This is a genomic window from Methylobacterium sp. (assembly GCF_019750675.1).
Lineage (GTDB): Bacteria > Pseudomonadota > Alphaproteobacteria > Rhizobiales > Beijerinckiaceae > Methylobacterium.
Genome location: NZ_JAIEOF010000092.1, coordinates 23,208 through 34,171 on the forward strand (window position 1 = coordinate 23,208; position 10,964 = coordinate 34,171).

The window sequence follows — 10,964 nt, forward strand, 5'->3', positions numbered from 1 at the left end:
CCAGACGTTGACCGGACCGCTTTGAGGCGGGCGGCGGGCCTCGTCCGCCTCGACGGCGTCGCGGCTGTATGCACCCTTCATTGAGCTCGCGGCCCTGGCGGTCTATGCACGGCCCCCATGGAACTCCGCGCGTCCGCCGAACCCTCCGTCGCCCCCTTCGCCTGCAAGCCGCCGCCCAACGGAACGGCGGCGCCATTCCTGCCGATGAGCCGTGCCGAGATGGACAGGCTCGGGTGGGACGCCTGCGACATCGTGCTGGTGACGGGCGACGCCTACGTGGATCACCCGAGCTTCGGCATGGCCATCATCGGCCGGCTGCTCGAAGCGCAGGGGTTCCGGGTCGGCATCATCGCGCAGCCCGACTGGCAATCGGCCGAGCCGTTCAAGGCCCTGGGCAAGCCGACCCTGTTCTTCGGCGTCACCGGCGGCAACCTCGATTCGATGGTGAACCGCTACACGGCGGACCGGCGCCTGCGCAGCGACGACGCCTACACGGCGGGCGGGGAAGGCGGCGCCCGCCCGGACCGCTGCACCATCGTCTACACGCAGCGCTGCCGCGAGGCCTACAAGGACGTGCCGATCATCCTCGGCGGCATCGAGGCTTCCTTACGCCGCATCGCGCACTACGATTACTGGTCCGACAAGGTGCGCCGCTCGATCCTGGCGGACGCGAAGGCCGACCTCCTCCTCTACGGCAATGCCGAGCGCGCCGTGGTCGAGGTGGCGAACCGCTTGGCTGCCGGCGAGGCGCCGCGCGACCTCGACTCCGTCCGGGGCGTCGCCCTGTTCCGCCGGGTGCCCGAGCATTACACGGAACTCCCCGCCGACGATCTCGATTCCGCCGACGAGGCCGCGGCCCGCAAAGGCGGCGAGACCGTGATCCGGCTCCCCGCCTACGACGAGGTCAAGGACGACAAGGAGGCCTATGCCCGCGCGAGCCGTGTGCTGCACCGGGAGGCCAACCCCGGCAACGCCCGCCCCCTCGTCCAGCGCCACGGCGATCGCGACCTGTGGCTGAACCCGCCGCCGATCCCGCTCTCCAGCGCGGAGATGGACGCGGTCTACGACCTGCCCTACGCCCGCGCACCGCATCCCGCCTACGGCGACGCGAAGATTCCCGCCTGGGACATGATCAAGTTCTCGGTGACGATCATGCGCGGCTGCTTCGGCGGCTGCACATTCTGCTCCATCACCGAGCACGAGGGCCGCGTCATCCAGAACCGCTCGGAGGAGTCGATCCTGCGCGAGATCGAGCTGATCCGCGACAAGACACCGGGCTTCACGGGCGTAATCTCCGACGTGGGTGGACCCACGGCCAACATGTACCGGATGGCCTGCAAGGACCCGAAGATCGAGGCGGCGTGCCGGCTGCCGTCCTGCGTCTTCCCGGACATCTGCCCGAACCTGAACACCTCGCACGACGACCTGATCCGGCTCTACCGCAAGGTTCGCGAGGTCGAGGGCGTCAAGAAGGTGATGGTGGCGTCGGGCGTGCGCTACGATCTGGCGGTCCGGAGCCCCGAATACGTCGAGGAACTCGTGACCCACCATGTCGGCGGGCGCCTGAAGATCGCGCCCGAGCACACCGAGCGCGGCCCCCTCGACCTGATGATGAAACCGGGCATCGGCACCTACGACCGCTTCAAGGAGATGTTCGACGCCGCCGCCAAGAAGGCCGGCAAGAAATACTACCTGATCCCGTACTTCATCGCGGCGCATCCGGGCACGACCGACGAGGACATGATGAACCTCGCGCTCTGGCTCAAGAAGAACGACTACCGCGCCGACCAGGTCCAGACTTTCCTGCCGTCCCCCATGGCGACGGCCACGACCATGTACCACACCGAGATCAACCCGCTTCAGGGCGTGCGGCGCGGCGGCAGCGAACCCGTCGACGCGATCAAGGGGATGCGGCAGCGCCGGCTGCACAAGGCCTTCCTGCGCTACCACGACCCCGAGAACTGGCCCGTGTTGCGCGAGGCGCTGCGGGCGATGGGCCGGGCGGATCTCATCGGGCCGAGGCCGGACCAGCTCGTGCCGTTCTCGCAGCCGCCGGGCACGGGGGCGGGCAAGGCGGGCGGCCAGCCGCGCCCCTCGCGCCATCCGGGTGCGCCGCGTTTCACCACCAAGGGCGTGCCGCTGAGGAAGTGACCGTCGGGCACCCCGGCCACCGAGTGTTCCAGGGGCGCTTCCCGGGCGCGTTGGACGGGCCGCCCGGGCATGCTAGGGGCTCAACCTCAAGCCGGTGGTCGCGCCCGTTGCCCGGCCGCGCCCCTCCTCGTTCCTCGCCCGAGCCGTCCCATGACGAACGCCCTCCCCTCCCCGGCCCACGGAGCGTCCGCGTGAGCGGCCCGGATCTCCGCCGCGCCGCCGCCGAGGTCGCGGTCGGGCTCGTTACGCCCGGCATGCGCCTCGGGATCGGCACCGGCTCCACCGCCAACGTCTTCGTCGAATTGCTGGGCGAGCGCGTGCGCGCCGGGCTCGACGTCGTCGGCGTGCCGACCTCGGAGGCGACCCGGGTCGCGGCCGAGGCCGCCGGCATCCGCCTCGCCACCCTGGAGGAGATGCCCGAGCTCGACCTCACCATCGACGGGGCCGACGAGATCGACGCCGCGATGCGCCTCGTGAAGGGCGGCGGCGGGGCGCTGCTGCGCGAGAAGATCGTGGCCTTCGCCAGCCGCCGCATGGTGGTGATCGCGGACGGCGCCAAGCGCGTCGACACCCTGGGCGCCTTCCCGCTGCCGGTGGAGGTCAACGCCTTCGGCCTCGGCGCCACCCGGCGCGCCGTCGCCGCCGCTCTGCGGGCCAGCGGCTGCACGGGCGAGATCGTCCTGCGGGCCCGCGACGGCGCACCGTTCGTCACCGATGGCGGCCACCACATCCTTGATGCCCATCTCGGCCGCATTCCCGATCCGGAGGCCCTCTCGGCCGCCCTCTGGGCCGTGCCGGGCGTGGTCGAGCACGGCCTGTTCCTCGGCCTTGCCACCGGCGCCATCCTGGCCGAAGCGCGGGACGGGCAGGCCGTGGTGAGCCGGCTCGGAACCGTCTGAGGGCGTCCTCCGCCCGCCTCGCCTCATCCCCTTGCCCTGATCCTTTCCGGAGCGTCCGCCATGTCCCGCCGCCTCGCCGCCCTGGCCGCCTCCTTGGCCGCCCTCGTCCTGACGGGCGCCGTCCCGGCCCTCGCTGAGACACCGGCGCAGAAACCGCCGGCGGCCAAGCCCGGCGCCAAGCCGGCCGCCCCGGCCCCGGCCCCGGCCCCGAGCACGCCCGCCGCGCAGACCCCGGCCTTCACGCCGAATCACCTCGCCCTCGCCCGCGAGGTGATGCTGAGCTCCGGCATCGCCCGCTCGTTCGACTCGATCATCCCCGCCTTCAGCGAGCAGATCCGCCAGAACGCGGTGACGCGGCCGGAGCTGACCAACGACCTCAACGCCGTGCTGACCTCCCTCGCGCCCGAGATGGAGATGCAGAAGCAGTCGATGATCGACACCGCCGCGCGCATCTACGCCAGCCGCCTGAGCGAGGCCGAACTGGGGGAAGTCGCGGCGTTCTTCCGCTCGCCCGCCGGCAAGCGCTACGTCGAGACCCAGCCGCAGGTGCTCGACGACATGGTCGGGGCCATGCAGACCTGGACCCAGGAGGTCTCGGAATACATCATGGTTCGCGTGCGCGCCGAGATGACGAAGAAGGGCCACCAGCTCCAGTAAAGGGTCCGCCGGGGGCCGCCGGCTCAGGCCGCGGCGGCCTCGACGCGGTTGCGGCCGGCGCTTTTCGCCCGGTAGAGCGCCACATCGGCGCGCTTGAGCATGTCGGCGGGGTCGGCATCGCCCGGGCGGCGCCAGGATACCCCGATGGAGACGGTGACGGAGACGGTGCGGGTGTCGCGCTGGATCGCGAAGGGCACGAGCTCGATGCGCTCGCGGATGCGCTCGGCGATGCCGTAGGCGCCCTCGGCCTCGGCGTCGGGCAGGATGATGACGATCTCCTCGCCGCCGTAGCGGGCCACGATGTCGATGCCGCGGGTATGCGTGCGGACGCGGTCGGCGAAGGCCTTGAGCACCTCGTCGCCGGCCTCGTGACCGAAGGTGTCGTTGATCGTCTTGAACCGGTCGATGTCGAGCATCAGGGCCGCCACGGGGCGGTTGCGCAGGGTCGCCTCCCGGAACAGCGCCCCGAGATGGCTGTCGAGATAGCGCCGGTTGTGCAGGCCCGTGAGGCCGTCGGTGATGGCGAGTTCCATCGAGGCCTGCACGGCGCCCCGCAGGGTGTCGGAGAAGCGGCGGCGGCGCACCTGCGTGCGCACCCGGGCCACGAGCTCGTTCCGGTCCACGGGCCGCATCAGGTAGTCGTGCACGCCGAATTCGAGGCCCCGGGTCACCCGCGCCCGATCGTGAGCCTCGGCGATCATCATCACGGGCATGGTCCGGGTGCGATCGAGGGAGCGCAGCTGGCTGCACAGGCGCAGGCCGTCGAAGCCCTGGAGGTCGAGGCTGACCAGGGCGAGGTCGAAGGCCCCTTCCGTGGCGAGCACCAGGGCCTTGTGGGGGTCGGCCTCCACGGTCAGCGTATGGTGCTGGCCGAGCGCGGCCGCGAGGCGGTCGGCGGAGCCGGGGCGGTCCTCCACGAGGAGGATCGAGGCGTCGAGGCCGGTCTCGGCGGCGGCGAGTGCCAGGGGGTCGCCCATGCCGAAATCCCGCGAGGCCATGGCGCGGGAGCGCAACTCGTCCGTCACGGCCTTCAGGCGCACGAGGCTGCGCACGCGGGTGAACAGGGCGGTGTCGTCGATGGGCTTGGTGAGGAAGTCGTCGGCGCCCGCATCGAGGCCCCGCAGGCGGTCCGAGGGCTGGTCGAGGGCGGTGACCATGACCACCGGCAGGTGGGCGGTGTTGGGGTTGCTCTTGAGGCGCCGGCAGACCTCGAAGCCGTCCATGCCCGGCATCATCACGTCGAGGAGCACGAGGTCGCACAGGCCCTTCTCGCAGATCGCCAGGGCGTCGGGCCCGTTCATCGCCGCGAGCACGTCGAAGTATTCCAGCGAGAGCTTGGTCTCCAGGAGCTTCACGTTCGGGAAGAGATCATCGACGATCAGGATTCGGGCCGACATCGGTCCTCGCGCGGGCATCGTGGTCTGGGTCGTCGGGGGACGGCGTGTGCGAGGGCCGCTTGTGTCAGGCGGGGCGGCTGTCGCCGAGGTACAGACGCACGGTCGCGAGGAACTTCGCGACCGAGATCGGTTTCGACAGGTAGGCCTCGCACCCGCCCTCGCGGATGCGTTCCTCGTCGCCCTTCATGGCGAAGGCCGTGATGGCGATGACCGGGATGCTCTTGAGGTCGTCGTCCTCCTTGAGCCACTTCGTGACCTCCAGTCCGGAGACCTCGGGCAGCTGGATGTCCATGAGGATGAGGTCGGGGCGGTGGGCGCGGGCGAGCTCGATCGCCTCGATGCCGTTGGCCGTCTTCAACGTGGCATAGCCATGCCCCTCCAACAGGTCGTTGAAGAGCTTCATATTGAGTTCGTTGTCCTCAACGATGAGCACGGTCTTCTTCATGGCCCGTTGTTCCCGGTGCGTGGACGGCCCATTGTCGTTCGACGCATGCCCCGCCCTAGGAGATTTAGCGGATACATGTTGATGAAACGCAAACCCCATGGGGGAGAGGACGGGCCGGAGGGCCTCGCCCTGGCGGCCCTCGCCTGGATGGCCACCGACGACGAGCGCCTGTTTCCTTTCCTAGAGGCCACCGGCGTGACTCCCGACACCCTGCGGGCGAGCGCGCAGGACCCCGGGTTCCTGGCGGGCATCCTCGATCATATCATGGCCGACGAAGCGACGCTGCTGGCCTGCGCCGAGGCCCTGGACGTCAAGCCCGAGCGGATCGCGGCGGCCTGGCGCAAGCTCGGCCCGCCGGACTTCGACGACGGGATGTGACGGCTCCGGCCGCACTTCGGCCGGACGATATCCCCGCGCGAATGGCGGGTCGAGGGTCGCCGCCTCCGCTGCGGCGCGGTATGGCTCGGCGGCTCACCTCGTCGCGCACCGGTATCCGGAGATCCCCCGATCATGAACCTCGCCGCCCTCTCGGCCACCTCCCTCTCGGCCACCTGGGCCCCGCGCCTCCTCAGCGTCCTGCGCATCATGAGCGGCCTGCTGTTCCTGGAGCACGGCACGCAGAAGCTGTTCGGCTTTCCCGCCCGCATGGGCGGCGGAGCGGCGCCCGAGCTCCTGTCGCTGCCCGGCATCGCCGGCTGCCTCGAGCTCGTGGGCGGGGCGCTGATCGTCCTCGGCCTCTTCACCCGGCCGGTGGCCTTCCTGCTCTCGGGCCAGATGGCGGTGGCGTATTTCCTGGCCCACGCCCCGAAGAGCCCGTTCCCGGCGCTGAACGGGGGCGATGCCGCGATCCTGTTCTGCTTCGTCTTCCTGTACTTCGCCGCCGCCGGCGCCGGCCCCTGGAGCCTCGACGCGCAGCGCCGCGGCCGGATCTGAGGGATCAGGCGCTGAAGCGCCAGACGCTGCTGCGCTTGATCTCCGCATCCTCCAGGGAGCGGCTCACCGGCACCGCGTAGGTGGCGAGTTCGGTGAGCCGGTCGCGGGGCAGGTAGGAGCGGCCGGGATCGCCCAGCAGCACCGTGGCGCCCCGCGCGTGCAGGCCGGAGAGCCAGCCCGTGACGCGGCCCGCGAGGTCCTGCTCGTAGAAGATGTCGGCGGCCAGCACCACGGCCGAGCCCGGATCGGAGCCGATGAGGTCGCGCGACACCGCCTCGATCCGCTCCGCGACGCCGTTGGCCGCCGCGTTGAGGCCGATGGCCGGGATCGCGAAGGGGTCGAGGTCGCTGGCCGTGACGTGGAGCGCGCCGGCCCGCGCCGCCGCGATGGCGACGAGGCCCGAGCCCGAGGCGAAATCGAGCACCCGGCGCCCCGCGACGAGACCGGGATTGTCGAGGACGTAGCGGGCCAGCGCCTGCCCGCCGGCCCAAGCGAAGGCCCAGAACGGCGGCGGCAGGCCGATCGCCGACAATTCGTCCTCGGTCTTCTGCCAGAGCTCGGTGGCCTCGTCGGCCACGTGCAGGACGATCTCGGGCGCGTGCGGCACCGGGCGCAGCCGGGTGTTGGCCCGGATGAAGGCGAGGGGATCGGCCGAAGCGATCCTGGTTTTCGCGCTCATGCCCGGGCGAACTCGCCGTAGAGCGTCGCGGCGGCGGCTCCGAGCCCGTCCGCGCCCACCAGGGCCAGCGCCGTATCGGCCGGGTCGAGCCCCAGGGCGGCGGCATCCGCCGTGGTCTCGCAGAGGTACCGGGTGGTCCGGGTGGCGAGCGCCCCCCGCAGCGCCTGACGTAAGGTGAAGCGCGTCAGGCGCCCGGCGGCATCGGTGCGGGCGCCCAGCGCCGCGAGGTCGTCGGGCTGGTAGATCCGCGCGCCGATCCCCGACATCGCCGCCGCCGTGCCGCCGACCACGATCGCCCGCAGGCCGATGGCGTGGAGGAGGTCGGCCTCCAGGGCCTTGAGGATGCCGGCGAGCTGCCCCGCCTCGTAGCCCGCCGCCATCGGGTTGATCCGCGAGGTCCCGAGCGCGAAGGGCACGACCCGGGCGCCCGCCGCCTCGATCGCCCCGCGATGCGCATCCACCCGCGTCACCACCGTCGCGGCGAGCCCGGCGGACCGGGCCGCCGCCACCAGGGGGAGGAAGCGGGCCGCGAAGCCCGTATCGTCGGGGGCGAGGAGGACGAGGCGGCGGGGCGCGCCGCCGGGAGCGGGGTTATCCATCGGACCGGATGTAGCACGCCCCGCCCGGAACAGCGCATGGCGCGGCTCCGTTGACGGCCAACGAGTCATCACAGGGACGGGAGCCAGCATGGCCACGGCGCGCGACGAAGAGGGCACGGTCGCCGACCCCCGCGACGCCGCCGAGGAGGCGGGCCTGCGCTACGTGGACGACGCGATGCCGGGGCTGACGCGCCGGAAGAGCGGGACGGGCTTCGCCTATCGCGACGTCCGGGGCCAGCCGGTGCGGGACGCAAAGACCCTCGCGCGGATCCGCTCCCTCGCGATCCCGCCGGCCTATACCGACGTGTGGATCTGCCCTCGGGCCAACGGCCACATCCAGGCGACGGGACGCGACGCGAAGGGGCGCAAGCAGTACCGCTACCACCCGGATTTCCGCGCCGCCCGCGACCTTACCAAGTTCGAGCACGTCATGGCCTTCGCCGACGCACTCCCGGCCATCCGCGCCCGGGTGGATGCCGACATGGGCAAGCGCGACCTCCCCCGCGAAAAGGTGCTGGCGACCGTGGTCCACCTCCTGGAGACCACGCTGATCCGCGTCGGCAACGACGATTACGCCCGTACCAACAAGAGCTTCGGCCTCACCACGCTGCGCGACCGGCATGCCCGGATCGAGGGCTCGGAGCTCACCTTCCGGTTCAAGGGCAAGAGCGGCAAGACTTGGAACCTCGGCCTGAAGGACCGGCGCGTCGCCCGCATCGTCAAGGCGTGCCAGGACCTGCCGGGCCAGGAGCTGTTCCAGTACCGCGATGCCGACGGCACCGTGCGCGACGTGACCTCGGCGGACGTGAACGCGTACCTGCGCGAGATCACCGGGCAGGACATCACCGCCAAGGATTTCCGGACCTGGGCGGGCACGGTGCTGGCGGCCCTGGCGCTGCAGGAATTCGAGGCCTTCGACAGCGAGGCCAAGGCCAAGAAGAACCTGCGCGCGGCCATCGAGGGCGTCGCCGCGCGGCTCGGCAACACGCCGACCATCTGCCGCAAGTGCTACATCCACCCCCAGGTGCTCGACTGCTACCTCGAGGGCGCCCTCCTCCTGCAGATCAAGGACGCGGTGGAGGACGAATTGCGCGCGGACCTCGGCGGGCTGAAGCCCGAGGAGGCCGCCGTGCTCGGCCTGCTCCAGGCCCGCCTGTCCGGGGTGAAGGACGGCAAGGGCCGCGACCTTTCGGACCAGGGGACGGCCAAGAAGGCCGGGACGGCGGCGCGCAAGCGGGTCGCGAAGGCGGCCAAGGCACGTGCGGCGGCACCGGAGTCCGGCCAGGGCCAGGCCGCCTGATTCGAAATTGCGAGAAAGCTTGGCTCCGGCGCGCCCATTCCCCCTCTGCAGAGCAGGCGGGAGAGGGGGCGACCTCTCCGGACAAGGCACTCCCCCTCTTCCGCAGGAGGGAGAAGGAGACGCGTGGAGGGCATCAACCATGACGAACCCGCCTCCCCCGTGTCGTTTGGGCACGCGGGCCGTCAGGCAACAGCCGTCCTCCTGGGCCGTTGGCGCAGGCTGTCGCCGAACGGGAAACTGGGAATCATGAAGGTCGCTGTCGTCACCGGCGGAACGTCCGGCATCGGGCTCGCCACCGCCCATCTCTTCGCCCGGCGCGGCTGGGCCGTGGCGGTGATCGCGCGCGATCCCGACCGCTTGCGCGACACGGAGGCCGCCCTGGTCGCGTATGGCCGTCCCGTCCTGGCGATCTCGGCCGACGTCGCCGATGCGGAGGCGGTCGATGCCGCCGCCGCGCGGATCGAGCGGGAGTTCGGGCTGATCCGGGCCTGGGTCAACAACGCCATGGCGACCATCGTGAATCCGGCCGATCGGATCACCCCCGCGGAATACCGGCGCGTCACCGAGACGACTTATCTCAGCCAGGTCTACGGCACGCTCGCGGCCCTGCGCTTCATGAAGCCGCGCAACCGCGGTGCCATCATCCAGGTCTCGTCGGGGCTCGGCATCCGCGCGGCCCCGCTCCAGGCGCCCTACTGCGCGGCGAAGTTCGCGGTCTCGGGCTTCACCGACGCCCTGCGCTCCGAGCTGATCCACGATCGCGTGGATGTCTCCCTCAGCGTGGTCTACCTGCCCGCCGTCAACACCCCGCAGTTCAACTGGGCCCGCAACCGCACCGGCCACGGCCAGTATGCCCCCGACCCGGTCTACGATCCGCGCCTCTGCGCCGAGGCCATCGTCGCGACGGCCGAGAAACCGAGCCGCGAGGTCTGGGTCGGCCACAGCACGGTGATGATGGCCGCCGCCCAGGCCCTGATGCCGGGCTACGCCGACTCGAAGGCCGCCACGATGTGGTCGGCCCAGCTCACCGATGCGCCCGCCCCCGACAAGGCCGGCAACCTGTTCGCGCCGGTGCCGGGCGATGTCGGCATCGACGGGCGCTTCTCGGACCGGACTAAGACCACGCGCAGCGCCTACTGGACCAGCCGCGACCGCGATCTCCTCGTGGCCGGCCTGACGGGCGTGGTGGCCCTCGGCCTGTTCGGCGTCGCCACCCTCACTCGCGCACCGCGCCGCCTGCTGCCGCGGCGCTGAGCCCCCGGGGGCCGGTGCGACCTCGGCGCGATTTGCGAACCGGACGCAGCTCGGGCGCCTTCACGCTATCGCTGTTCCAAGGTTTGCCGATTCAGGGGCCCGTATCGGACGAGGATCGCCATGGACGTCGACGCGCTGCTGCTTTCGCGCATCCCGTTCGGCTTCACCATGGCGTTCGTTCGACTCGTTCCGCATCATGGTCGCGATCGGCATGGCGATACTGGGCTCGAGCCTGTGGAGCCTCTACCTGCGCTGGCGCGGCACGCTCCACACGAACCGCTGGTTCCTCGATGCGGCGATGCTGATGACGCCGTCCGGGTTCGGTGCGGTGCTCTTCGGCTGGTTCACCGCCGAGATCGGGCGCCAGCCCTACATCGTCTACGGACAGCTGCGTACGGCGGACGCGCACTCGCCCCTGACGGTCAATGCCGTGACGACCCCGCCGGTCGCGTTCCTGGTCGCCCACGCGTTCATCTTCGGCTTCGGCAGCTACTATCTCGCCGAGCTCCTGCGCAAAGGGCCCGAACCCCTGAAGAAGGCCATGCGCGGCGGCGACATTGCCCAGAAACCCAAGCGTCCGCTCTCGGCGGTCGACGAGAGCCTCACGCCCGCCCCCAGGCGGGTGCCCGCCCTCAGGCGGGTGCCCGCCC

Annotated in this window: 11 protein-coding genes and 1 pseudogene; 8 read left to right on the forward strand and 4 right to left on the reverse strand. The window is 71.2% G+C overall.

What is annotated here, in order from left to right; genetic code table 11:
* Positions 1-117: 117 nt before the first annotated feature.
* The 3 genes from K2X24_RS04705 to K2X24_RS04715 all read left to right on the forward strand — a co-directional run bounded on the left by K2X24_RS04705 (position 118) and on the right by K2X24_RS04715 (position 3,707).
* The gene (locus K2X24_RS04705; protein WP_292495176.1) at positions 118-2,151 is read left to right on the forward strand and encodes a YgiQ family radical SAM protein; all 2,034 of its coding nucleotides are present in this window, start codon (positions 118-120) and stop codon (positions 2,149-2,151) included.
* A 191-nt stretch (positions 2,152-2,342) separates the two neighbouring features.
* Positions 2,343-3,050: a ribose-5-phosphate isomerase RpiA gene (gene rpiA / locus K2X24_RS04710; RefSeq protein WP_292495178.1), complete on the forward strand. Its 708-nt coding sequence runs from the start codon at positions 2,343-2,345 to the stop codon at positions 3,048-3,050.
* A 60-nt stretch (positions 3,051-3,110) separates the two neighbouring features.
* Positions 3,111-3,707, forward strand: a complete 597-nt coding sequence (locus K2X24_RS04715) for a DUF2059 domain-containing protein (protein WP_292495180.1) — start codon at positions 3,111-3,113, stop codon at positions 3,705-3,707.
* Between the two features lie 23 nt (positions 3,708-3,730).
* On the opposite strand, the gene K2X24_RS04720 is transcribed toward K2X24_RS04715, so the two are convergent.
* Together K2X24_RS04720 and K2X24_RS04725 are read right to left on the reverse strand one after the other, a co-directional pair.
* On the reverse strand, positions 3,731-5,104 hold the full coding sequence (locus tag K2X24_RS04720) for a PleD family two-component system response regulator (protein ID WP_292495182.1): 1,374 nt from the start codon (positions 5,102-5,104) through the stop codon (positions 3,731-3,733).
* A 64-nt stretch (positions 5,105-5,168) separates the two neighbouring features.
* Positions 5,169-5,549 (reverse strand): response regulator, encoded by a 381-nt coding sequence (locus K2X24_RS04725; protein ID WP_292495184.1) that lies wholly within the window; start codon positions 5,547-5,549, stop codon positions 5,169-5,171.
* A gap of 81 nt (positions 5,550-5,630) precedes the next feature.
* Here K2X24_RS04725 and K2X24_RS04730 point away from each other — a divergent pair, with 81 nt between their 5' ends.
* Both K2X24_RS04730 and K2X24_RS04735 read left to right on the forward strand, forming a co-directional pair.
* A complete protein-coding gene (locus tag K2X24_RS04730; protein ID WP_238280073.1) occupies positions 5,631-5,927 on the forward strand; it encodes a DUF3572 domain-containing protein in 297 nt (98 codons plus the stop codon).
* Positions 5,928-6,059: 132 nt separating this feature from the next.
* Positions 6,060-6,482, forward strand: a complete 423-nt coding sequence (locus K2X24_RS04735) for a DoxX family protein (protein ID WP_243912440.1) — start codon at positions 6,060-6,062, stop codon at positions 6,480-6,482.
* Between the two features lie 4 nt (positions 6,483-6,486).
* On the opposite strand, the gene K2X24_RS04740 is transcribed toward K2X24_RS04735, so the two are convergent.
* Both K2X24_RS04740 and K2X24_RS04745 read right to left on the reverse strand, forming a co-directional pair.
* On the reverse strand, positions 6,487-7,161 hold the full coding sequence (locus tag K2X24_RS04740) for a methyltransferase (protein ID WP_292495188.1): 675 nt from the start codon (positions 7,159-7,161) through the stop codon (positions 6,487-6,489).
* A complete protein-coding gene (locus K2X24_RS04745; protein WP_238280075.1) occupies positions 7,158-7,760 on the reverse strand; it encodes a hypothetical protein in 603 nt (200 codons plus the stop codon). The genes K2X24_RS04740 and K2X24_RS04745 overlap by 4 nt, the downstream gene beginning before the upstream one ends.
* 88 nt (positions 7,761-7,848) lie before the next feature.
* On the opposite strand from K2X24_RS04745, the gene K2X24_RS04750 reads away from it, so the two are divergent.
* The 3 genes and pseudogenes from K2X24_RS04750 to K2X24_RS04760 form a co-directional block, all read left to right on the forward strand.
* The gene (locus K2X24_RS04750) at positions 7,849-9,060 is read left to right on the forward strand and encodes a DNA topoisomerase IB (protein ID WP_292495191.1); all 1,212 of its coding nucleotides are present in this window, start codon (positions 7,849-7,851) and stop codon (positions 9,058-9,060) included.
* A 246-nt stretch (positions 9,061-9,306) separates the two neighbouring features.
* Complete coding sequence (locus K2X24_RS04755) at positions 9,307-10,314, forward strand: SDR family oxidoreductase (protein WP_292495192.1); 1,008 nt, start codon at positions 9,307-9,309, stop codon at positions 10,312-10,314.
* A 178-nt stretch (positions 10,315-10,492) separates the two neighbouring features.
* Positions 10,493-10,964: pseudogene (locus tag K2X24_RS04760) on the forward strand (cytochrome ubiquinol oxidase subunit I); the annotation flags it as partial.

Excerpts from the sequence above, each read along its gene's own strand:
- K2X24_RS04720 (WP_292495182.1), bottom strand. The coding sequence starts at position 5,104 with ATGTCGGCCCGAATCCTGATCGTCGATGATCTCTTCCCGAACGTGAAG.
- K2X24_RS04735 (WP_243912440.1), top strand. The coding sequence starts at position 6,060 with ATGAACCTCGCCGCCCTCTCGGCCACCTCCCTCTCGGCCACCTGGGCC.
- K2X24_RS04750 (WP_292495191.1), top strand. The coding sequence starts at position 7,849 with ATGGCCACGGCGCGCGACGAAGAGGGCACGGTCGCCGACCCCCGCGAC.
- K2X24_RS04705 (WP_292495176.1), top strand. The coding sequence starts at position 118 with ATGGAACTCCGCGCGTCCGCCGAACCCTCCGTCGCCCCCTTCGCCTGC.
- K2X24_RS04740 (WP_292495188.1), bottom strand. The coding sequence starts at position 7,161 with ATGAGCGCGAAAACCAGGATCGCTTCGGCCGATCCCCTCGCCTTCATC.
- K2X24_RS04725 (WP_292495184.1), bottom strand. The coding sequence starts at position 5,549 with ATGAAGAAGACCGTGCTCATCGTTGAGGACAACGAACTCAATATGAAG.
- K2X24_RS04755 (WP_292495192.1), top strand. The coding sequence starts at position 9,307 with ATGAAGGTCGCTGTCGTCACCGGCGGAACGTCCGGCATCGGGCTCGCC.
- K2X24_RS04730 (WP_238280073.1), top strand. The coding sequence starts at position 5,631 with ATGAAACGCAAACCCCATGGGGGAGAGGACGGGCCGGAGGGCCTCGCC.
- K2X24_RS04745 (WP_238280075.1), bottom strand. The coding sequence starts at position 7,760 with ATGGATAACCCCGCTCCCGGCGGCGCGCCCCGCCGCCTCGTCCTCCTC.
- K2X24_RS04715 (WP_292495180.1), top strand. The coding sequence starts at position 3,111 with ATGTCCCGCCGCCTCGCCGCCCTGGCCGCCTCCTTGGCCGCCCTCGTC.